The organism is Micromonospora sp. NPDC049301 (genome assembly GCF_040678715.1).
Lineage (GTDB): Bacteria > Actinomycetota > Actinomycetes > Mycobacteriales > Micromonosporaceae > Micromonospora.
Window position 1 is genome coordinate 450,387 of record NZ_JBFAQO010000006.1, and the last position, 20,415, is coordinate 470,801.

Below are 20,415 nucleotides of genomic sequence, written 5' to 3' on the forward strand. Positions count from 1 at the left end.
TGCCGAGGGTCAGCGCTCGGCTGGCCGATCGAGCCGGGCGAGGATGTCGGCGTGCAGCACACCGTTGGTGGCGACCAGGCTGCTCTCGGTGCCCGGCTCGCCCGCCGGGGCCGGTCGACCGGCCAGATCCGTGACCGTGCCACCCGCCTCGGTGACGATGGGGATCAGCGCGGCCATGTCCCACAGCGACAGTTCCGGCTCGGCCATCACGTCCAGTGCGCCCTCGGCCAACAGCATGTAGCCGTAGAAGTCGCCGTACGCCCGGCTGCGCCAGCTGCTGCGCATCAGGTCGAGCATCGCGTCGAGCCGGCCGGCGCGCTCCCACCCCGTCAGGGACGAGTAGCAGAGGCTGGCGTCGGCGAGCCGCCGCACGGCGGAGACCCTGATCCGCTCGCCGGCGGCGGGGCCCGGCCCGGCGTACGCGCCACCGCCGAGGCTCGCCCACCAGCGCCGGCCCAGCGCCGGAGCGGACACCACGCCGACCACCGGCCGGTCGCCGTCGAACAGCGCGATGAGGGTGGCCCAGACCGGCACGCCGCGGACGAAGTTCTTGGTGCCGTCGATCGGGTCGACGATCCACCGCCGACCATCCGGGTCGGTGGCCGGCTGGTCGCCGTACTCCTCGCCGAGCAGTCCGTCGGCCGGCCGGTGCTCAGCCAGCAGCGCGCGGATCTCCCGCTCCACGGCGGTGTCGGCGTCGGAGACCGGGGTCAGATCGGGCTTCGCCTCGACGCGCAGGTCGAGCGCGCGGAACCGGGCCGTGGCGATGGCGTCGGCCCGGTCGGCGAGCAGGTGGGCGAGGTCGAGGTCGTCGGCGTACCCGGTCATGCCGGCAACCTAGCCGACGCGCGGCGGCTCACTCGTCCGGGCCGCGTCGGTCGCCCTCGCCGGGCCCGCGCTGGTCGGTCTCGCCGCGCTGGTCGCCCTCGCCGGCCCGGGAGGCGAGCAACCGGCGGTACGAGGCCAGCCGGCGCGGGTCGGCCTTGCCGGCGGCCACCCAGGCGTCCAGCCCGCAGTCCGCCTCGTCGGCGGTGTGCGGGCAGTTGGGCGGGCAGTCCACGGTCCCCTCGACCAGGTCGGGGAAGCCGTGCAGCAGGCTGTCGGCGGAGACGTGCGCCAGCCCGAAACTGCGGATCCCCGGGGTGTCGATGATCCAGCCGGGGTCGGTGTCGACGCCGGGCACCGGCGGCAGCCGCAGCGCCACCGCGCTGGTCGAGGTGTGCCGGCCGCGGCCGATCGCGCTGACCACGCCGACGGCACGGGCGGCGTCCGGGACGAGGCGGTTGACCAGCGTCGACTTGCCCACCCCGGAGTGCCCGACCAGCACCGACACCCGGCCGGCGAGCAACGCGCGCAGCGCGTCGAGGTCGGAGTCGGGGCGGTTGAGCACGTACGGCAGCTCCAGCTCGGTGTAGTAGCCCAGCACCTCCTCCGGGCCGGCCAGATCGGCCTTGGTGAGGCAGAGCAGGGGCTCGACGTCCGCGTCGTACGCGGCCACCAGGCAGCGGTCGATGAACCCGGTGCGGGGCGGCGGGTCGGCCAACGCGCTGACGATCACCAACTGGTCGGCGTTGGCCACCACCACCCGCTCCAGCCGGCCCTCGGCGGTGGTCTCGTCGTCGTCGGCGGTGCGGCGCAGCACCGAGCGGCGCTCGGCGATCCGGACGATGCGGGCGAGAGCGCCCTCCGCGCCGGAGGTGTCCCCGACCAGGCCGACGCGGTCGCCGACCACCACCGACTTGCGACCCAGCTCACGGGCCCGCATCGCGGTGACGGTGGGCAGCTCGGCACCGACCACCCCGTGCTCGGCCCCGGCCAGCACACAGGTGTAACGCCCCCGGTCGACGGCGATGACGAAGCCGTCCACCGCGTCGGCGTGCCGGGGTCGGGTACGCGTACGCGGACGCGAGGACTTCCCGGGCCGGACCCGTACGTCGTCCTCGTCGTACTCCCGCCGTCTGGTCGCCAGGACCCGTCCTCTTCTCGCGTCAGCTCTTGCCGGTCACCATCGCTGACCATAGTGCCGGGAACTCGGGCATGGTCTTGGAGGTACAGCCCACGTCGTCGACCTCGATGCCCGGCACGGCCAGCCCGGCCACCGCGGCGGCGTGTGCCATCCGGTGGTCGTGGTAGGTGTGGAAGACGCCGCCGCGCAGCGGCCGGGGCCGGATCTCCAGCCCGTCCGGCGCCTCGGTGATGTCCGCCCCGAGCGCGGCGAACTCCCGGGCCAGCGCCGTCAGCCGGTCGGTCTCGTGGCCGCGGATGTGCCCGATGCCGGTGAAGACCGACGGCGAGTCGGCCAGCATGGCCAGCGCGGTCAGCGCCGGGGTCAGCTCGCTCACGTCGGAGAGGTCGGCGGTGAGGCCGTGCACCACGCCGGAGCCCCGGACGGTCAGCCCGGTGGTGGAGAGGGTGACCTCGCCGCCCATCCGGTGCAGCAGCGAGCGCAGCTGCTCGACCGGCTGGGCGCTGCTGCGTGGCCAGCCCTGGAGGGTGACCTCGCCGCCGGTGACCAGCGCGGCGGCGAAGAACGGGACCGCCCCGGAAAGGTCGGGCTCGATCTCCCAGCCGCGGCCGGTGAGCGGGCCGGGCTCGACGGTCCACACGTCGGGGGTGGTGTCGTCGACGGCCGCGCCGGCGGCGCGCAGCATCTGCACCGTCATCCGCAGGTGCGGCGCGGAGGGCACCGGCGGGCCGACATGCCGGACCACGACGCCCTGGTCGTAGCGCGGGGCGGCCAGCAGCAGCCCGGAGACCAGTTGGCTGGACGCGGAGGCGTCGATCACCACCTCGCCGCCGGTGATCCGGCCGGCGCCGAGCACGGTCAGCGGCAGGCTGCCCGCGCCGGTGACGTCGATCCGGACGCCCAGCGAGCGCAGCGCGCCGATCAGCGGGCCGAGTGGCCGGGTGCGGGCCTGCGGGTCGCCGTCGAAGGTGATCCGGCCGTCGGCGAGCCCCGCCACCGGCGGCACGAACCGCATCACCGTGCCGGCCAGCCCCACGTCCACGTGTGCGGGGCCGACCAGCGGGTGCGGCCGGACCAGCCAGCGCTCGTCGTCGCTGATCGACATGTGTGCGCCCATCGCCCGCAGGCCGGCCGCCATGAGTTCGGTGTCCCGGGCGCGCAGCGGCCCGGCGAGCGTCGACGGGCCGGCGGCCAGCGCGCTGAGCACCAGGGCGCGCGCGGTCATCGACTTGGACCCGGGCAGGCGCAGCGTCGCCGCCACCGGGTCCGAGGCGGTCGGTGCGGTCCACGGCTGAGGCGGCCGGGTCGCGGTCAGGTTCCCCACGGTTACATTCTGCCGTGTCGGCCGGTGGGCGGCGGCGACCGGCGGTCCTGCTCCCGGTTGGCGGGACAGCCGGCAGGGCCCTCGACGGGTTAGCGTGTGCCCATGTGCGGCAGGTACGCGACGACCCGGGGCTCCGGCGAGCTGAGCGCGCTGTTCGAGTCGTCCGACGACACCGACGGCGGGATCCGGCCGGACCACAACGTCGCGCCGACCGACCCGGTGCCGCTGGTCCGGGTCAGCCCAGAGGGGCACCGCAGCCTCTGCGTCGGCCGCTGGGGCTTCCTCCCGCACTGGTCCCGGTCCGCCGCCGGGGCGGCCCGCATGATCAACGCCCGGGCGGAGACGATCGCCACCAGCCGGGCGTACGCCGGGGCGTTCGCCCGTCGCCGCTGCCTGGTCCCGGCCGACGGCTGGTACGAGTGGGTCCGCCAGCCCGACGGTGGGCGGCAGGCGTACTACATGACCCGCACCGACGGCTCGGTGCTCGCCCTGGCCGGCATCTGGTCGGTCTGGGAGTCCGGGGCCGACACCCGGCTCACCTTCAGTGTGCTGACCACCGCGGCGCTCGGCGAGCTGGCCGAGGTGCACGACCGGATGCCGGTGCTGCTGCCGCCGGAGCGGTGGTCGTCGTGGCTGGCGCCGACCGACGAGCCGGAGCGTCTGCTGGCCCCGCCGGCGGCCGACCAGCTGGCCGGGTTGGAGGTCCGTCCGGTCGGGCCGGCGGTGGGTGACGTCCGCAACGACGGGCCGCAGTTGATCGCCCGGGTGCCGCTGGCACCGGCGGTGGCGCCGCAGGAGCTGACGCTGTTCTGAGCCCGTGCACATCGTCGGGCGCCGATTTGCCGGGGTTACGCGTGATTCGTCTCCTGGCCGTTCAGTCATCTTCCCGGCAGCCCCTTGTCCCGGTGTCCGGAAGTGCGATAGAACACAGCGCCGGTAGTGGGTGTCGATTCGCACGGGGCGGACGACATCCATCGATCTTGCCGGTCCCACGGGGGAGGTGGGTGGATGACACGGGCGCGTATGCCCCGCCCGCACGAGGTGGCCGCCGCGCGGCGAGATCCGCGACTGCTGCGGGCCTTGCGTGAACGGCGACAGGATGACGCGTGGCGCACCAGAGGGACGTGCCAGAGCGTCGATCCGGAGACGTTCTTTCCGGCGCCGAACGAACCGGCGGACGCCGCCGTCGCGCTGTGCCGCAGCTGCGACGTGCAGGGGTCCTGCCTGGCCTGGGCGCTGGAGGTGGGTGACTGCCACGGCGTGTGGGGCGCCACGACGCCCCGCGAGCGGCGGGCGATGCTGGTCGCCTGGCGCGGTGAGGTCGAGCCGGATCCGGACGCCGTGGACGAGGCGGGCCCCCCGGTGCGGGACCGCCTGCTCACCCTGGTCCCGCTGAGCTGACCTCCGGCCCGGTCCCGTCCCGGGTGCCGGCGGGGGCGGCGCAGAATGAACCGGTGCTGCCCAGCGACGAGATCGAGACTCCGCGCGGTCCGGCGCGCATCGACACCGACCTGCCGGCCGGGCCGGCCGCCGCCCTGCTGGTGCTCGGGCACGGTGCGGGCGGCAGCGTGGACGCGCCCGACCTGCTCGCCGTGCGCGACGCGGCCGTCGCGGCCGGTCTGGCGGTGGTGCGGGTGACCCAGCCCTACCGGGTCGCCGGCCGGCGTGCGCCGGCCCCCGCCGGGCACCTCGACGAGGCCTGGACGGCGGTGCTCGGCGCGTTGCGCGACCGACGTCCCGACGTCCCGACGCTGCTGGTCGGCGGTCGCTCCAGCGGTGCCCGGGTGGCCTGCCGCACGGCCCGCGCGGTGGGCGCGGCCGGCGTTCTCGCGCTGGCCTTTCCACTGCACCCGCCCGGGCGGCCGGAGCGCTCCCGGGCGACCGAGCTGGCCACCGGGCTGCCAACGCTGGTGGTCAACGGCGACCGGGACCCGTTCGGGGTGCCGGAGCCGGGGCCGGCCGTGCAGGTGGTGACCCGGCCGGGGGAGACGCACGACCTGCGAAGGGATCCGACCGGCACGGCAGCCGTGGTGCGAGAGTGGCTGCGCGCCCAGGGCTGGGCGGCCGGCTGACCCCGCCGGGCGGTGCTTCGGATCGCGCTGCCGGGTGCCCGTCGGGCGAGCCGGGTCGGCCGGGCGAACCGTGTCCGGTGCCGGGCGCGGGTCGTTGCATCCGATGGTGCCGCCAACCGGATTCCGACCGGCGGGGCCAGTCCTCCCAGGCCCTTCCTGGTCCCAGCGCCGGCCACCGCCGGGGCCGGGACCAGGAACGGGAGGGTGGGCCGGAATGCCCCACCCGGCTTTTCGCGTTACTACCTCCGGACAACTTTTCTGCGAGGGGGTGACCGGTGCCGACCGAGACACGGAGCCTGGAACAGGGCGAACGGGACACCTGGCAGCTGAGGCAGCTGCTGGATGGCCCGGACTGGCCCGCCACGGCGGGATCGGGCGAGCTGGGTGCGGTGAGCACGGGCACACCGACCGGAAGTGAATCTGTGGGCAGGTCCGTGCGCGTATCCTCGGCGGGAAAGCATCCGACGCGAGGGGATGTGCGGTTGACCACCGAGAAGACGGACGAGCGCAGGGCCCGTTTCGAGCGGGACGCGATGCCATTCGTCGATCAGCTCTACGCTGCTGGGCTGCGGATGACGCGCAACCCGGCGGATGCCGAGGATCTGGTCCAGGAGACCTACCTGAAGGCGTACGCCGCCTTCCACCAGTTCGAGCAGGGCACCAACCTGAAGGCCTGGCTCTACCGGATCCTGACCAACACCTACATCAACTCCTACCGCAAGCGGCAGCGCCAGCCGATCCAGGCGCCCACCGAGGAGATCACCGACTGGCAGCTCGCCGAGGCCGAGTCGCACACCTCCAGTGGGCTGCGCTCGGCGGAGACCGAGGCACTGGACCGCCTGCCGGACAGCGACGTCAAGGAGGCCCTTCAGCAGTTGCCGGAGGAGTTCCGGCTCGCCGTCTACCTCACCGACGTCGAGGGCTTCTCCTACAAGGAGGTCGCCGACATCATGGGCACGCCGATCGGCACCGTGATGTCGCGTCTGCACCGCGGCCGTCGTAATCTGCGCAAGCTGCTCGAGCAGTACGCCGAGGAGCGGGGCTTCAGTGCCGCCCGCTCCTCGAAGGGTTCTGCCGCTGCCGCTGCCGGCCGGGAGGTGTGACGTGAGCTGTGGGGAGCCGCACGAGACCGACTGCCGCGAGGTGCTCGCGGAGGTCTACCTCTACCTGGATCTGGAGTGCGCCGACGAACGGCGCACGCTGATCCGGCACCATCTCGACGAGTGCGGGCCGTGCCTGCGCGAGTACGGGCTCGAGCAGGAGGTGCGGGCGCTGGTGGCTCGTTGCTGCGGCAACGAGACCGCGCCGGACGAGCTGCGCGAGCGGCTGCGGGTCAAGCTCACCGAGCTGGTGGTCTTCGAGACCAGCGACTCCCGCGAACTGGCCGACTGAGCGTCGGCGTCACGAACGAAACCGGTGGCCCGGGTCGATGTCGACCCGGGCCACCGGCGTACCCGGCGTCCGCCGGGCGGGGCTGACCGGTGACGGGCCTGAGGCCCGTCGGCCCGTTCAGGAGTTGGGACGCTTGCCGTGGTTCGCGGCGCTCTTCTTCCGCGCCTTCTTCTTCCGGGACTTCTTCGCCATGCTGACCTCCTCGTGATGGGTCGGATCCGCCCTGCGCACGACCTCGTGCCGGTGCAGCTACCGGCGGTCCGGCGTCGGGTCCGACCCGCTGATGGTAGTGCGGGCGGCACCCGCCGCCGCGCGCCGGGGCGGTGATGGCGCCGGGCCGTGCCGCTCCGCGCCCGCTGCCGGCCGTCGCATGATTGGATACGTCGGCAGGCACATCGGGAAAAGGGAGGGCCTGGCCATGGCCGAGGAGATCCGCGCCGAGATGGTGGCGAACGTCTGGAAGGTCGTCGCGTCGACCGGCGACACCGTGTCCGAGGGCGACACCCTGGTGATCCTCGAGTCGATGAAGATGGAGATCCCGGTCGTCGCCGAGTCCGAGGGTGTGGTCAAGCAGCTCGCGGTCAACGAGGGCGATGTCGTGCAGGACGGTGACCTCATCGCGGTGATCGATTGAGCGGCCTGCTGGTCCGGCGCGCCGACCCGAACGATTTCCCGGCGGTGGCCCGGCTGACCGTGGCCGCGTACGAGGCGGACGGCCAGCTCAAGGGTGAGCACGGTTACGGCGCGGTGCTGGCCGACGTGTCGACCCGGGCCACCAGCGGCGAGGTGCTGGTCGCGGTGGACGAGGCGACCAGCACGGTGCTCGGCTCGGTCACCTTCGTGCTGCCGGGCACCCCGTTCGCCGAGCTGTCCGGGCCGGGCGAGGCGGAGTTCCGGATGCTCGCGGTCGACCCGGCCGCGCAGGGCCGGGGCGTCGGCGCGGCGCTGGCCCGGGCGTGCGTGGAGCGCGCGGCCGAGCTGGGCTGCACGGCCGTGGTGATTTGCGTCCGGGCGGGGATGGCCGTGTCGGCGCACCGGCTGTACGAGCGGCTCGGCTTCGTCCGTGACCCGGAGAAGGACTGGGCGCCGGTGCCGGGTGTGGACCTGCTCGGCCTGCGGCTGGAGCTGCCCCGACGCTGAGCCGCCGGCCGGTCAGCCCTGCGGGCTCCCCGACGCGGTCGCCGCCGCACTCTCGTCGGGCTCCGCGCCGATCGCGGCCAGCAGCTCGTCGGCCACCTCCAGCGCGATCCGGCGGCGCTCGTCGTCGGTGATGTCCGGCGCCCGGACGGCGAACCAGCTGCTGTGCACGGCGAACAGCGACAGCACGGCGCGCAGCTGTGCGGCGGGTGAGTCGTCGCCCCGGCAGAGCGCGTTGGCCAACTGCATCATCCGGCCGCGCATCTGCTGGCCGGAGGCGAGGCTCTTGAGCACGGTCTGGTTCTGCTCGAAGAAGCGCATCACCGACGGCTGGTCGCCGGCGAACATCGTGTCGGCGTACCGGGAGATCAGCGCGCGCCGGGTGGCCAGGGTCGCGGGCTGCGACTCGGCCCAGGTGGTCAGCGCGTCCATCCGCTCCAGCCGGTCCTCGACGAAGCTGGCGACGATGTCGTCCTTGCTCTTGAAGTGGTAGTAGAGCGCGGCCTTGGTGACGTTGAGGCGCTCGGCGATCTCGCGCAGCGAGGTCTTCTCGTACCCCTGCTCGGTGAAGAGCTCCAGCGCGACGGCCTTGATCCGCTCACGGGTGCCGCCTGTGCTCTCCCTCACCTACACCCTCCAATTGGCTTGACCGTCACTCGGTACCCAACTTACCGTGCGGCTAGTAAGGTGACTAGCCGGGCGGCAAGTAAGTAAGGCAATCCTCGGGGGGAGCTTACCCATGACTCAGGCAACCCAGGCCGGCGCGCGACCCAACGTACGGGTCGTGCTGTTCGGACTGATGATCGCGATGATGCTCGCGATGCTCGACAACATGATCGTCAGCACCGCGCTGCCGCGGATCGTCGGCGAGTTCGGCGGCCTCGACCACTTCACCTGGGTGGTCACCGCGTACGTCCTGGGCACCACCGTCTCGACCCCGATCTGGGGCAAGCTCGGTGACCTCTACGGCCGCAAGTCGGTCTTCCTCACCTCGGTCGGCATCTTCCTGCTCGGCTCCGCGCTCTGCGGCATGGCCGGCTCGGGCATCTTGGGCGGCCCCGAGGACGGCATGGTGCAGCTCATCGCCTTCCGGGCCGTGCAGGGTCTGGGCGCCGGTGGCCTCATGGTCGGCGTGATGGCGATCATCGGCGACCTGGTCCCGCCCCGCGAGCGTGGGCGCTACCAGGGCATGATCGCCGGGATCATGGCCATCGCCATGGTGGCCGGCCCGCTGGTCGGCGGCTTCATCACCGACCACCTCTCCTGGCGCTGGGCGTTCTACGTCAACCTGCCGCTGGGCGGCGTCGCGCTGCTTGTGCTGATCACCACCATGCACCTGCCGAAGTACCGCACCGAGCACCGGATCGACTGGCTCGGCGCCGGGCTGCTCTCGGTCGGCATCACCGCGATCGTGCTGATCACCACCTGGGGCGGCAACGAGTACGACTGGACGTCCCCGCAGATCCTCGGCCTGGCCGTGCTGTCCGCGCTCGCGCTGGTGGCGTTCGGCCTGGTGGAACGCCGGGTCCCGGAGCCGATCCTCCCGCTGGGGCTCTTCGCCAACCGCAACTTCGCGCTGATCTCGCTGATCGGCTTCCTGCTCGGCTTCGCGATGTTCGGCGCGATGAACTTCCTGCCGCTCTACCAGCAGACCGTGCAGGGGGCATCGGCGACCAACAGCGGCCTGCTGCTGCTGCCGCTGATGTTCGGCATGCTGGTCGTCTCGCTGGTCATCGGGCGGGCGATCACGAAGACCGGCCGGTACCGGGCGTACCCGATCATCGGTGGCGTGGTGATGGCCACGGGCATGGCGCTGCTGACCCTGCTCGACACCGACACCAGCAAGCTGCAGTCCTCGCTGTACATGGTCGTGCTGGGTGCCGGCATGGGCTTCCTCATGCAGACCTCCATGCTGATCGCGCAGAACAGCGTGGAGCAGAAGGACCTCGGCGCGGCCAGTGGCGCGGCCACCTTCTTCCGGTCGATCGGCGGCTCGTTCGGCATCTCCCTGTTCGGCGCGATCTTCGCCAGCCGGCTGGCGGGCTCCAGCGCGGGCAGCGCCTTCGGTGGCGAGGGCGGCGGGATGGACCTGGAGAAGCTCAAGGAACTGCCCGCGCAGGCGCGCGAGCTGGTGCTCGGCGGTCTCGCCGACGCGATCTCACACGTTTTCCTCTGGGCGGTGCTGTTCACCATCGCGATTCCGGTGCTCGCCTGGTTCATCAAGGAGATCCCGCTGCGTACCGCGAACGACGCGCCGGCGCAGGCCACCCCGGAGGAGGAGGCCGAGATCGCCCTCGGCAAGGCCCCGGTCGCCTGAACCCGTCACACCCCGCGCCGCGCTGTCCCTCCGGGGGCGGCGCGGCGCGTCCTTTACGAGATCACCGACGGCGGCGTGCGGCGGTGAGGCGTCGCCAGATGCGCCGGAGCGGGTTGCGGGGGCGCGGTAGCCGGGGCGACGCTTCGCCGAGCAGTTCGGTGGCGAGCGCGGCGGTGGCCGGGTCCAGTGCCGGGGTGGCCAGCGCCAGGTGGGCCAGGGAGACGGCGATCGGGACCGGCCGCGCCCGTGCCACCGCCGCCGCGTCGGCCAGCCGCTCGGCCACCACCCGGGCCACGTCCGGTCGCACCGCCGGGTCCACCCAGGCGGCGGTGACCAGGGCGAACAGCGCCGCTTCGGTGACCCAGTCCTCCACGCCCCAGACCAGATCCACCAGCACCCGGCGCCGGGCCGACTCCTCCCACGGCTCGTCGGTGCGGTGGTGCAGCAGCCCCAGGCAGGCCCACACCTGCACGCCACGCACCCAGACCGACGGGTCCTGGGCGGCCAGGAGGCGACCCAGCGCGTTGGCCGGCGCCGCCGGCGGATGCACCAGCATCCCCAGCAGATCGGCCACGTCCAGGCCGGCCAGGCCCACCGCCGCGTCGTACGCCGCCGGCGGGTGCGGCCACGCCGGGTGGGCGACCTGCCCGATCCGCTCGACCGCCGCCGCCGAGGGCGCCGGCAGCGCGGGCGTCGGGACGCCGTCGGTGTAGTGCCAGAGCGGCCGGTCGGACACGCGCCGTGGCTCTCGGGGATCCGGCTCCGGCGTGCCGGCGATCTCGATCCGCAGCCCGGGCGCCGCCGACCTGGCCGTCCGCACGGCGCTCGGCGGGGCAGCCGCCGTCAGGTGTACGGCCCTGCCGAGACCGTTGTCGTCGTCGGCCACCGCCTGGCGCAGCGCGTCGACGAGCGGGCCGCCGGCCGGCGTCAACTGACCGAGCCAGGGCCGACCCCGGCAGCACTGGGCCAGGTCGCCGTGCTCGTGGCTGTCGTCGGGGTGGTCACGGACGAAGTCGGCGAGCGCGACCAGGTGGGCGAGGTCGCCGTCGCGCAGGTGCCGCAGGCGGTGGGCGGTGTGCACCGCGCAGTCGAAGGACGCGTCCCGGGCCAGGGCCCGCTCGGTCCACTCCAGCGCCTCGTCCAGCCGGCCGGTCTCGGCCAGGGTGCCGGCGATGTCGGCGTAGATGGCCAGGTCGTCGGGGTCCAGCGCGACGGCCCGGCCGAGCGCCGCGAGGGCCTCGCGGGTGCGGCCACCGCTGCGGTACGCGTACCCGAGCCAGACCTCGCCCATCTTCGACGGCTGGGACCGTACCCCGCGGGTGGCCCAGCGGATCGCCAGGGTGACCTCGCCGAGCCGTCTGGCCAGCGCGGACGCCGCGCCCAGCAGCAGACCGTGCTCGGGGCGGACGGTGACCGCGTTGCGGGCCAGCGTGAGGTACGGCGTCAGCGCGCCCCGGCCGGCGCGCGGCACCGGATCGGGCAACGCGGCGCAGACCTGCATGAGGACCCGGGCGACGTGCTCCGGGTCGAGCCGCTCGGCCAGTTCGGGCGCGGTCACCCATGGCACGCCGGCCCACTCCGTGCCGGGCGCGTACCCGGTCGCCGCAGCCAGCAGCTCCAGTCCTTCGGCGGGACGGCCGGCGGCGGCCAGCAGGTGGGCGCGGGCGACGACGGCGCCGACGAAGGTGTGGTGGTTGATCGGGAAGAGGTCGAGCCCACCCGAGCCGGCCGCGGCCAGCCGGGCCAACATCTCGTGCACCTCCGGCAGGGTCGGCGCCCGGGCCAGCGCGCCGGCGAGGTGACCGGCGGCGTGGTGGAGGTCGCCCTCGTCCAGTGCCAGCCGGGCCAGGGCCAGCTCCTCCGTCGCGGAGAGCGCGGGGTCGTCCCTTCCCTCGGGCACGTCGTCCTCTCGTCGCAGCGACACCGGGTGAAGCGGGACCAGCCTAGTTGATATTGGGATTGTTCGGTGATCAACTGCGCACTGCTGCTCGTTCGATTGCTGTGATCAGATCAAAGATGCAAGACTGAGCAGGAAACGCGCGGCAATCGCGCAAGGGGGGGAGTCTCCGTGACACGTGCAGGGGCCGGGATGGCCGCGGACATCGAGGAGCAGCCGGCCGGTTACGAGCGCCTGCTCTCCACCGCCAACGCCGGAGAGATCGCCCGGGTGGCGGCTGCCGTCGCCGAGCGGCGGCCGCGGCACGTGGTCTTCACCGCCCGGGGCACCTCCGACCACGCGGCCCTCTACGGCGCGTACCTGGCCGAGATCCGGCTCGGGCTGCCCGCCGGGCTCGCCTCGCCCAGCGCGGTCACCCTGTTCGGCGCCCGCCCCGACCTGTCCGACGCGCTCGTCGTCGGGGTCAGCCAGAGCGGCGGCTCGCCCGACCTGGCCGAGGTGCTGCGCGCCGCCCGGGCCTCCGGCGCGCTCACCCTCGCGGTGACCAACGCCCCGGAGTCCCCGCTGGTCGAGGTGGCCGAGCTGAGCATCGACATCGCCGCCGGGCACGAGCGGGCGGTGGCCGCCACCAAGACGTACACCGCCGAGCTGCTCGCTCTGCTGCTGCTCGTCGAGGGGATCCGTGCCGGCGACGGCGCGCTCCCGGCGGCCGAGCGGGAGGCGCTCGCCGCGCTGCCCGAGCTGGCCGCCCGCACGCTGGCCGACGACACCCCGGCCAAGCTCGCCCCGCGCTACCGCTTCGCCCGCCAGCTGGTCACCACCGGGCGCGGGTACGCCTACCCGACCGCCCGGGAGGCCGCCCTGAAGCTGATGGAGACGTCGTACCTGCCGGCGCTCGCCTTCTCCGGCGCCGACCTGCTGCACGGCCCGCTCGCGATGACCGACCCGGAGGTCCCGGTGCTCGCCGTGGTCGGCTCCGGCCCGGGCGGCCGGTCGATGGGGGAGGTGCTGCCCCGCCTCGGCGAGCGCCGCGCCGACGTCGTGGTGGTCGGCTCCGCCGACGTGCCGGGCGCCACCCGGCTCGCCGTTCCCGAGGTCGACGAGCGGTACGCCCCGCTGCTGGACATCCTGCCGTTGCAGCGGCTGGCGCTGGCGTTGGCGCTGACCAGGGGCGAGGATCCGGACGCACCGCGCGGGCTGAAGAAGGTCACCGCGACGATGTGAGGCGCGGCGTGGCAGGCTGGTCACCGTGTCCACGCTGCGCGACCTCGCCGAGGAGCACACCCATCTCCGTCCGGCCGACATCGACCACCTGCACCGGATCGCCGGCGACTGGCAGCTGCTCTCCGACCTGTCCTTCGCCGACCTGCTGCTCTGGGTGCCGGTCGACGAGGACGGCACGTTCCTCTGCGTCGCCCAGGTCCGCCCGACGACCGCGCCCACCGCGTACCAGGACGACCAGGTGGGGCGGATCGTCGGCGGGCCGGAGGTGGCCCACCTGGGTGTGGCCTACTCCCAGGGCCGGATCTGGCGGGAGGGCGACCCGGTCTGGTACGGCGACGTGCCGGCCCGGCACGAGGCGATCCCGGTCCGTCTGCGCACCGCCGAGGGGGAGGCCGGCGAGGTGGTCGCCGTGGTCGGCCGGGACACCAACCTCTCCACCGCGCGTACCCCGAGCCAGCTGGAGCTCAACTACCTGACCACGGCAGACGACCTGGCCCAGATGATCGCGGACGGCACCTTCCCGCCGCCCCGGCACCCGGGCGAGACCACCTCCGCGCCCCGGGTCGGCGACGGCCTGGTCCGGCTGGACGCCGGCGGCAAGGTCACCTACGCCAGCCCGAACGCGCAGTCCGCGTACCGCCGATTGGGCTACGCCGCCCACCTGGTGGGGGAGGACCTGGCCGCGCTGCACCGCCGGCTGGCCGGCGATCCACTGGACGGCACCGAGGCGGCGAACGGCATCCTCGCCGCGCTGCGCGGCGAGGCGCCACCCCGGCGGGAGATCGACGCGCGCGGGGCCACGATGCTCACCCGGGCGCTGCCGCTGATGCCCGCCGGAGTGCCGATCGGCGCGCTGGTGCTGGTCCGCGACATCACCGAGGTCCGCCGTCGGGACCGGGCGCTGATCACCAAGGACGCCACCATCCGGGAGATCCACCACCGGGTGAAGAACAACCTCCAGACGGTGGCCGCGCTGCTGCGGTTGCAGGCCCGCCGGGTCTCCATGCCGGAGGCCCGGGTCGCCCTGGAGGAGTCGGTCCGCCGGGTCGCCTCGATCGCCCTCGTGCACGAGACGCTCTCCATGTCCAGCGACGAGGCTGTCGAGTTCGACGGCATCGTCGACCGGGTGGCGAGCGCGGCGACCGAGGTCGCGGCGACCGAGGTGAGCGTCGGCATGCGCCGGCGGGGCAGCTTCGGCGTACTGCCGGCGGAGATCGCCACCTCGCTGGTGATGGTCCTCAACGAGTTGCTGCTCAACGCCGTCGAGCACGGTTTCCCGCCGGCCGACGAGGCGGACGAGGCCCTCGTCCTGGCCGCGCCCGCCGCGCCGTCCGCGCCCGCCGCGCCGTCCGCGCCCGCCGCGCCGTCCGCGCCCGCCGCGCCGTCCGCGCCCGCCGCCCCGGAGGTGGTGCCCGCCGTCGTTCCCGGGGCCGATCAGTCGGCTCGGCCGGAGGTGGTCGTCTCGGCACACCGGTTCCGCAAGATGCTGCACGTCTCGGTGGCGGACAACGGGCGCGGGCTGCCGCCCGACTTCGACGCCGAACGGGGCAGCCGGCTCGGCCTCCAGATCGTCCGGGCGCTGGTCACCGGTGAGCTGCGCGGCACCATCGAGCTGCGCGCCGGCGCCAACGGCGGCACCGAGGCGGTGCTGGTCGTCCCGCTGGCGCGCAGCGCGCCCGACGGCCGTTCGCAGTCCTGACGCGCCGGCGACTCCCGCGTGCCGCACGGCAGGATCAGCGCCCGGGACGCCTGGTGAGCAGGGCGACGGTCAGGCCGGAGCGCTGCCAGACCTGTGCGACGGTGAAGTCCGCGCGCAGCGCGTCGCCCTTGGCGCCCGCGACCGTGGCCAGCGGGTCGGCGTGCCGCCCGGCGACGACCAACCAGATCCGTGAACTGCCGGCCAGGCACTGCGCCGGTCGGGGGCACTCGGCGGCCCACAGGTCGCCCCGACGGACCTCGTCCTCGGTGACCAGGACGTCCCGTGGCGGGTCGCCCAGGTGGTACTCGACGCCCAGATCCAGGAAGAGCCAACTGTTCCGGGGCGAGTAGACCACCGCGTCCCCGGGCCGCTGCCCGTCGGCGATCACCCGGGCGGCACCCACGTAGTCCACCGAAGCGCTGCGCGGCCACTCGTGGGTCCGCCGGAGCGCCGCCTGATCGGGCAGACCGAGCAACCCGGCGAGGACCACCACGGCCAGCGCGGCCGGCGCGGTCACACCGGCCAGCGCCGCGCCGGCCAGCAGGCAGGCGAACGGCACCACGAAGACCAGGTACCGGGGTACCCACAGCGGCACGGCCGTGCCGGCGGCGAAGAGCAGCAGTACGGGCAGCAGCACCGCGCTCAACGGCAACAGGGCCCGCCGTCCGAGCCGGGCCACGCCGAGCGCGGCGAGGCCGACCAGCAGGCCGCCCACCACGCTGCTCTGGGCCACCCCACCGGGCAGCGCGCTCAGGTCGTCCAGGCGGGCCGCCGCGACCCAGTCCAACTGCCGGGAGCGCTGCTCGCCGGCCTTCAGCAGCAGCGGGCTCACCAGCAGCGCGGCGGGCAGCAGCGCTACCAGCCACCGCCAGACCCGCCGATCCGGCCGGTCCGCCCCGCCGGGTCGGTCCGATCCGGCCGCGTCCGGTGCGCCGGCCGACGCGGCCACCCCGGCGGCGGGGCCGCGCCACCCGGCGACCAGCACGACCAGCGCGTGCGCGGCGAGCAGGGTGAGCGCGAGCAGGTGGGTGAGCCCGAGCGCGGCCACGGCGGCGGCGTAACCGGCCCAGCGGGCCCAGCCGGGCCGGCGCAGCGCGGTCACCAGCAGCAGGGTGGCGAGCACCGCGAGTGCGGTGGCCAGGGCGTACGGGCGAGCCTCCTGCCCGTAGCGGGAGGTGCCGGGGAGCAGTGCGAAGAGCAGGCCGGCGAACAGGCCGGTACGCCGGTCGACCAGCCGCGCGCCGAGCGCGGCGAGCAGGCCGGCGGCGACCGTCATCGCGAGCGCCGCCGGCGCGCGCAGGGCCACCGTGGAGTCGCCGACGAGCAGGACCCAGCCGTGCATCAGCAGGTAGTACGGGCCGGTCGCGGCGTCGATGGTGCCGGCCAGCCGGGCCAGGTCGCCGGGCGACCGGCTCGCGGCACTCCAGGTGGCCAGCTCGTCGCGCCAGAGCTGGGCCGAGCCCAGCCCGGTGCCGGTAACGGCGAGGGTCAGCAGCGCCGGGGGAAGCCAGACCGGGACGCGGCGCAGCCGGACCCGCGCCGCCTCGGCCGACTTTCCGGACAATATGCCCACGACGCGAGCCTGCCACGACACCGGTGGTCCCGGGCCCGAGCCGGCGGGAGACCCGTCGAAGCCGCCGCCCGTGATGTGGGATCCGGCACGCGCACATTGGCCGGCCCCCTTTCGGTGTGGCAGCATGAGCCCATGACCGCCGCTGTCGTCCGCCGCTTCGTGGCTCGTCGCCACGTCGATTACGGCCGCGTGCGCAGCGCGATCTGTCCGGCTCACTGACGACGCCCGACCCATCCGTCTCGGGCGCGCTCCGCGCCGGCTGTCTCAGACACCGTTGTCCCGCCCGCTCTCGACGGGCCGGCCGCCGCGCCCCGCGCCTGCCCCGAGGCACCGCAGACAACGGAGGACGCCGCGATGGCGGTCAGCAGCATCCCGGCCCGTTCCGAGGACCCGACGTCCCGCCCGACCCGGGCGCCGCGCCGGCCCCGAGGTGAGGGTCAGTGGGCGCTCGGCCACCGCGAGCCGCTCAACCCCAACGAGCGGATCAAGAAGGACGACGACCCGCTCAACGTCCGGGCCCGGATCGAGAACATCTACGCGCACCGCGGCTTCGCCTCCATCGACCCGCAGGACCTGCGCGGCCGGTTCCGCTGGTGGGGCCTCTACACCCAGCGCAAGGCGGGCATCGACGGCGGGCGCACGGCCGTGCTGGAGCCGCACGAGCTGGAGGACGAGTTCTTCATGCTCCGGGTCCGCATCGACGGCGGCCAGCTCAGCCTGGCCCAGTTGCGGGTCATCGCGGACATCTCCCGGGAGTTCGCCAGGGACACCGCCGACATCACCGACCGGCAGAACATCCAGTACCACTGGATCCGGGTCGAGGACATGCCGGAGATCTGGCGCCGACTGGAGTCGGTCGGCCTGCAGACCACCGAGGCGTGCGGCGACTGCCCCCGCATCGTGCTCGGCAGCCCGGTCGCCGGGGTGGCCCGTGACGAGGTGCTCGACCCGACGCCGGCGATCGACGAGATCGTCGCCCGGTACGTCGGCGACAAGCAGTTCTCCAACCTGCCCCGCAAGTTCAAGACGTCGATCTCCTGGCTGGTGGACACCCCGTACGAGTCGAACGACATCGCGTTCCTCGGCGTCGACCACCCCGAACACGGCCCCGGCTTCGACGTCTGGGTCGGCGGCGGCCTCTCCACCAACCCGATGCTGGCCCAGCGACTCGGCGTGTGGGTGCCGATGGCCGAGATCCCCGACGTGTGGGCCGGCGTGGTCGGGATCTTCCGCGACTACGGCTACCGGCGGCTGCGCAACCGGGCCCGGCTGAAGTTCCTGGTGGCCGACTGGGGCGTGGAGCGCTTCCGCGAGGTCCTGGAGAAGGAGTACCTGGGCCGGACGCTGCTCGACGGCCCGGCCCCGGCGTTGCCGGCGAAGCCGATCGACCACGTGGGCGTGCACGAGCAGGCCGACGGGCGGCACTACGTCGGGGCCGCCCCGGTGGTCGGGCGGGTGTCCGGCGGGCAGCTCGCCCAGCTGGCCGACGTGGTCGAGGCGCACGGTAGCGACCGGGTGCGGCTCACGCCGTACCAGAAGCTGCTGGTGCTCGACGTGCCGTCGGAGCGGACGGAGTCGCTGGTCGACGCGCTCCGCGGGATCGGCCTGGAGGCCCGTCCGTCGGCCTGGCGGCGCGGCACCATGGCGTGCACCGGCATCGAGTACTGCAAGCTGGCCATCGTCGAGACGAAGGCACGGGGCGAGGAACTGGTGGCCCGGCTGGAGCAGCGGCTGCGTGACTTCGACGCGGACATCTCGATCCACATCAACGGCTGCCCGAACGCCTGCGCCCGCACCCAGGTGGCCGACATCGGGCTCAAGGGCCAGCTGGTGGTCGGTCCGGACGGCCGGCAGGTCGAGGGCTTCCAGGTGCACCTGGGCGGTGGCCTGGGCATGGCGCAGGGGCAGACCGCCGGCTTCGGGCGCAAGCTGCGCGGCCTGAAGACCACCGCCGAGGAGCTTCCGGAGTACGTGGAACGACTGGCCCGCCGCTACCTGGCCGGCCGGAGCGAGGGCGAGACGTTCGCCAACTGGGTGATCAGAGTCGACGAGGAGGACCTGCGGTGAGCAGCGAGAACCGAGCGGCACCTCTGTACTGCCCGTACTGCGGCGAGGAGGACCTGCGGCCGCACGAGGCGGGGCACGGCGCCTGGGAGTGCCACGCCTGCGCCCGGGTCTTCTCGGTGAAGTTCACCGGGCTGCTCCCGCGGGCGGTGACCCGATGAGCCTGGTCTCCGCCACCGGCCTGGGTCTGGTCGGCCCGGGGGGCGGCCCCACACCGGCCGATCCGGCCCGGCGCAGCCCCGACGAGCTGCGGGCGCTGGCCGAGCGGGCGGGTCGGGAACTGGAGGGCGCCCCGGCGCTGGAGATCGCCCGCTGGGCGGCGCAGACCTTCGGCGACCGGTTCTGCGTCACCAGCTCGATGGCCGACGCCGTGCTGGCCCACCTGGTGTCCCGGGTGGCTCCGGGGGTGGACGTGGTCTTCCTCGACACCGGTCTGCACTTCCCGGAGACGCTGCGGGTGCGCGACGAGGTGGCGCGGACGCTCCCGGTGAACGTCCGGTCGATCCGGCCCCGGCTCACCGTCGGGCAGCAGGACGGCCAGTACGGCCCCCGGCTGTTCAACAAGTCGCCGGACGACTGCTGCCAGCTGCGCAAGGTGGAGCCGCTGGAGCGGGCGCTGACCGGGTACGACGCCTGGGCCGCGGGCCTGCGCCGGGACGAGTCGCCGACCCGGGCCAACACGCCGGTGGTGACCTTCGACCCCCGGCGGGGCAAGGTCAAGGTCAACCCGATCGCCGCGTGGTCGCAGGGCGACGTGGACGCCTACATCGCCCGGTGGAACGTGCCGGTCAACGAGCTGTTCAAGCAGGGGTACGGCTCGATCGGCTGCTGGCCGTGCACCCGCCGTACGAAGGCCGGCGAGGACCCCCGCGCCGGCCGGTGGGCCATGTTCGAGAAGACCGAGTGCGGGCTGCACGTCTGACCTCCCCGTCGACGACCCCGACCGGCCCCCGTGCGGCCGGCGGGGCGGATCCGGTGGTGCTGGTCGCGCACGGCAGTCGTGACCCCCGAGCGGCCGAGGCCACCCGGGCGCTGGGTCGGGCGGTGTCGGCCGCGCGTCCGGGCACCCCGGTGTGGACGAGTTGGCTGGACCACACCGAGCCGGGGCCTACCGAGGTCCTGCGGGGGCTGGCCGCGGCCGGCCACCGACGCGCGGTGCTGGTGCCGCTGTTGCTGACCGCCGCGTACCACCATCGGGTGGACATCCCGGCGGCCGTCGCCGCCGCCGCGCAGACCGGGCCCTCGCTGGCGGTACGGGTGACCGGCGTGCTCGGCCCGGCGGACGGGGTGGTGGACCCGGCTCTGCTGGCCGGGCTACGACGCCGGCTCGGCGAGGCGTTGACGGGGCGCTTCGACGCGTTGGTGCTGGCCGCGGCGGGCACCCGGGACGCGCGGGCGCGTGGCTCGGTGGGCCTGGTGGCGGATGCGCTCGGCGCGGAGTTCGGGGTGCCCTGCCGGGTGTCGTACGCCTCGGCGGCCCCGCCGGCGACCGGTGTCGCGGTGGCCCGGCTACGGGCGGCGGGCGCGCGTCGGGTGGCGGTGTCCTCGTACTTCCTGGCGCCGGGCCTCTTTCACGATGCGGTGGCCGAGTCGGCCCGGGCGGCCGGCGCGCTGGCGGTGGCCGACGCGTTGACCGACGCCCCGGAGCTGGCCGAGCTGGTGCTGCGGCGGGTCGACGAACGGTCCGGCCGGTGTGCCCTGGCGCCGGCGGTGTGACCGAGGTCGCCGGCCGCGAATGATCAGAGCCCGG

The 20,415-nt window shown here is 74.2% G+C and carries 20 protein-coding genes and 2 pseudogenes; 16 read left to right on the forward strand and 6 right to left on the reverse strand.

Annotation, left to right across the window (positions count from 1 at the left end):
• Positions 1–9: 9 nt before the first annotated feature.
• The 3 genes from hisN to aroA all read right to left on the reverse strand — a co-directional run bounded on the left by hisN (position 10) and on the right by aroA (position 3,290).
• The gene (hisN, locus tag AB0K07_RS20815) at positions 10–828 is read right to left on the reverse strand and encodes a histidinol-phosphatase (protein ID WP_363757042.1); all 819 of its coding nucleotides are present in this window, start codon (positions 826–828) and stop codon (positions 10–12) included.
• A gap of 28 nt (positions 829–856) precedes the next feature.
• Positions 857–1,867, reverse strand: a complete 1,011-nt coding sequence (gene rsgA, locus AB0K07_RS20820) for a ribosome small subunit-dependent GTPase A (RefSeq protein WP_363757043.1) — start codon at positions 1,865–1,867, stop codon at positions 857–859.
• 121 nt (positions 1,868–1,988) lie between these two features.
• Positions 1,989–3,290 carry a 3-phosphoshikimate 1-carboxyvinyltransferase gene (gene aroA, locus AB0K07_RS20825; protein WP_363757044.1) on the reverse strand — a complete coding sequence of 434 codons (1,302 nt, stop codon included), beginning with the start codon at positions 3,288–3,290 and terminating at the stop codon, positions 1,989–1,991.
• 102 nt (positions 3,291–3,392) lie between these two features.
• On the opposite strand from aroA, the gene AB0K07_RS20830 reads away from it, so the two are divergent.
• From AB0K07_RS20830 to AB0K07_RS20865, 8 genes are all read left to right on the forward strand, one after another.
• Positions 3,393–4,103 (forward strand): SOS response-associated peptidase, encoded by a 711-nt coding sequence (locus AB0K07_RS20830; protein ID WP_363757045.1) that lies wholly within the window; start codon positions 3,393–3,395, stop codon positions 4,101–4,103.
• Positions 4,104–4,298: 195 nt separating this feature from the next.
• Positions 4,299–4,691: a WhiB family transcriptional regulator gene (locus tag AB0K07_RS20835; RefSeq protein WP_363757046.1), complete on the forward strand. Its 393-nt coding sequence runs from the start codon at positions 4,299–4,301 to the stop codon at positions 4,689–4,691.
• A 53-nt stretch (positions 4,692–4,744) separates the two neighbouring features.
• On the forward strand, positions 4,745–5,362 hold the full coding sequence (locus AB0K07_RS20840) for an alpha/beta family hydrolase (RefSeq protein WP_363757047.1): 618 nt from the start codon (positions 4,745–4,747) through the stop codon (positions 5,360–5,362).
• 275 nt (positions 5,363–5,637) lie between these two features.
• On the forward strand, positions 5,638–6,465 hold the full coding sequence (locus AB0K07_RS20845) for a sigma-70 family RNA polymerase sigma factor (protein WP_363757048.1): 828 nt from the start codon (positions 5,638–5,640) through the stop codon (positions 6,463–6,465).
• A 1-nt stretch (position 6,466) separates the two neighbouring features.
• Positions 6,467–6,754, forward strand: a complete 288-nt coding sequence (gene rsrA, locus AB0K07_RS20850) for a mycothiol system anti-sigma-R factor (RefSeq protein ID WP_089019138.1) — start codon at positions 6,467–6,469, stop codon at positions 6,752–6,754.
• A 37-nt stretch (positions 6,755–6,791) separates the two neighbouring features.
• A complete protein-coding gene (locus tag AB0K07_RS20855) occupies positions 6,792–6,962 on the forward strand; it encodes a hypothetical protein (RefSeq protein ID WP_363757050.1) in 171 nt (56 codons plus the stop codon).
• A gap of 204 nt (positions 6,963–7,166) precedes the next feature.
• Positions 7,167–7,388, forward strand: a complete 222-nt coding sequence (locus AB0K07_RS20860; protein WP_363757176.1) for a biotin/lipoyl-binding carrier protein — start codon at positions 7,167–7,169, stop codon at positions 7,386–7,388.
• Positions 7,385–7,894, forward strand: a complete 510-nt coding sequence (locus AB0K07_RS20865) for a GNAT family N-acetyltransferase (protein ID WP_363757051.1) — start codon at positions 7,385–7,387, stop codon at positions 7,892–7,894. The genes AB0K07_RS20860 and AB0K07_RS20865 overlap by 4 nt, the downstream gene beginning before the upstream one ends.
• Before the next feature lie 12 nt (positions 7,895–7,906).
• Here the strand turns inward: AB0K07_RS20865 and AB0K07_RS20870 are convergent, their stop codons facing one another.
• Positions 7,907–8,518 (reverse strand): helix-turn-helix domain-containing protein, encoded by a 612-nt coding sequence (locus tag AB0K07_RS20870; RefSeq protein ID WP_363757052.1) that lies wholly within the window; start codon positions 8,516–8,518, stop codon positions 7,907–7,909.
• A 112-nt stretch (positions 8,519–8,630) separates the two neighbouring features.
• Here AB0K07_RS20870 and AB0K07_RS20875 point away from each other — a divergent pair, with 112 nt between their 5' ends.
• Positions 8,631–10,208 (forward strand): MDR family MFS transporter, encoded by a 1,578-nt coding sequence (locus tag AB0K07_RS20875; RefSeq protein WP_363757053.1) that lies wholly within the window; start codon positions 8,631–8,633, stop codon positions 10,206–10,208.
• Between the two features lie 61 nt (positions 10,209–10,269).
• Here AB0K07_RS20875 and AB0K07_RS20880 read toward each other — a convergent pair whose 3' ends face one another.
• Positions 10,270–12,108 (reverse strand): tetratricopeptide repeat protein, encoded by a 1,839-nt coding sequence (locus AB0K07_RS20880; RefSeq protein WP_363757177.1) that lies wholly within the window; start codon positions 12,106–12,108, stop codon positions 10,270–10,272.
• 189 nt (positions 12,109–12,297) lie between these two features.
• On the opposite strand from AB0K07_RS20880, the gene AB0K07_RS20885 reads away from it, so the two are divergent.
• From AB0K07_RS20885 to AB0K07_RS20895, 3 genes and pseudogenes are all read left to right on the forward strand, one after another.
• Complete coding sequence (locus AB0K07_RS20885; protein ID WP_363757178.1) at positions 12,298–13,329, forward strand: SIS domain-containing protein; 1,032 nt, start codon at positions 12,298–12,300, stop codon at positions 13,327–13,329.
• 25 nt (positions 13,330–13,354) lie between these two features.
• Positions 13,355–14,608 (forward strand): annotated as a pseudogene (locus AB0K07_RS20890) (histidine kinase N-terminal domain-containing protein); the annotation flags it as partial.
• Positions 14,609–14,776: 168 nt separating this feature from the next.
• Positions 14,777–15,028 (forward strand): annotated as a pseudogene (locus AB0K07_RS20895) (ATP-binding protein); the annotation flags it as partial.
• A 34-nt stretch (positions 15,029–15,062) separates the two neighbouring features.
• Here AB0K07_RS20895 and AB0K07_RS20900 read toward each other — a convergent pair.
• Entirely contained in the window at positions 15,063–16,592 is a 1,530-nt protein-coding gene (locus AB0K07_RS20900; RefSeq protein ID WP_363757179.1) for a glycosyltransferase family 39 protein, read from the reverse strand.
• Between the two features lie 363 nt (positions 16,593–16,955).
• Between AB0K07_RS20900 and AB0K07_RS20905 the strand changes: the two genes are divergently transcribed.
• The 4 genes from AB0K07_RS20905 to AB0K07_RS20920 are packed head-to-tail and all read left to right on the forward strand — an operon-like array spanning position 16,956 to position 20,381.
• Positions 16,956–18,668, forward strand: a complete 1,713-nt coding sequence (locus tag AB0K07_RS20905) for a nitrite/sulfite reductase (RefSeq protein ID WP_363757054.1) — start codon at positions 16,956–16,958, stop codon at positions 18,666–18,668.
• Positions 18,665–18,826 carry a hypothetical protein gene (locus AB0K07_RS20910; RefSeq protein WP_199723315.1) on the forward strand — a complete coding sequence of 54 codons (162 nt, stop codon included), beginning with the start codon at positions 18,665–18,667 and terminating at the stop codon, positions 18,824–18,826. The genes AB0K07_RS20905 and AB0K07_RS20910 overlap by 4 nt, the downstream gene beginning before the upstream one ends.
• Complete coding sequence (locus AB0K07_RS20915) at positions 18,823–19,587, forward strand: phosphoadenylyl-sulfate reductase (RefSeq protein WP_363757055.1); 765 nt, start codon at positions 18,823–18,825, stop codon at positions 19,585–19,587. The genes AB0K07_RS20910 and AB0K07_RS20915 overlap by 4 nt, the downstream gene beginning before the upstream one ends.
• Complete coding sequence (locus AB0K07_RS20920; protein ID WP_363757180.1) at positions 19,584–20,381, forward strand: CbiX/SirB N-terminal domain-containing protein; 798 nt, start codon at positions 19,584–19,586, stop codon at positions 20,379–20,381. The genes AB0K07_RS20915 and AB0K07_RS20920 overlap by 4 nt, the downstream gene beginning before the upstream one ends.
• Positions 20,382–20,415: the final 34 nt, after the last annotated feature.

What these genes read in the sequence shown, in the direction of transcription:
- hisN (WP_363757042.1), bottom strand. Translation starts at nt 828, where the DNA reads ATGACCGGGTACGCCGACGACCTCGACCTCGCCCACCTGCTCGCCGAC.
- AB0K07_RS20830 (WP_363757045.1), top strand. Translation starts at nt 3,393, where the DNA reads ATGTGCGGCAGGTACGCGACGACCCGGGGCTCCGGCGAGCTGAGCGCG.
- AB0K07_RS20835 (WP_363757046.1), top strand. Translation starts at nt 4,299, where the DNA reads ATGACACGGGCGCGTATGCCCCGCCCGCACGAGGTGGCCGCCGCGCGG.
- AB0K07_RS20855 (WP_363757050.1), top strand. Translation starts at nt 6,792, where the DNA reads ATGTCGACCCGGGCCACCGGCGTACCCGGCGTCCGCCGGGCGGGGCTG.
- AB0K07_RS20875 (WP_363757053.1), top strand. Translation starts at nt 8,631, where the DNA reads ATGACTCAGGCAACCCAGGCCGGCGCGCGACCCAACGTACGGGTCGTG.
- AB0K07_RS20885 (WP_363757178.1), top strand. Translation starts at nt 12,298, where the DNA reads ATGGCCGCGGACATCGAGGAGCAGCCGGCCGGTTACGAGCGCCTGCTC.
- AB0K07_RS20905 (WP_363757054.1), top strand. Translation starts at nt 16,956, where the DNA reads ATGGCGGTCAGCAGCATCCCGGCCCGTTCCGAGGACCCGACGTCCCGC.
- AB0K07_RS20915 (WP_363757055.1), top strand. Translation starts at nt 18,823, where the DNA reads ATGAGCCTGGTCTCCGCCACCGGCCTGGGTCTGGTCGGCCCGGGGGGC.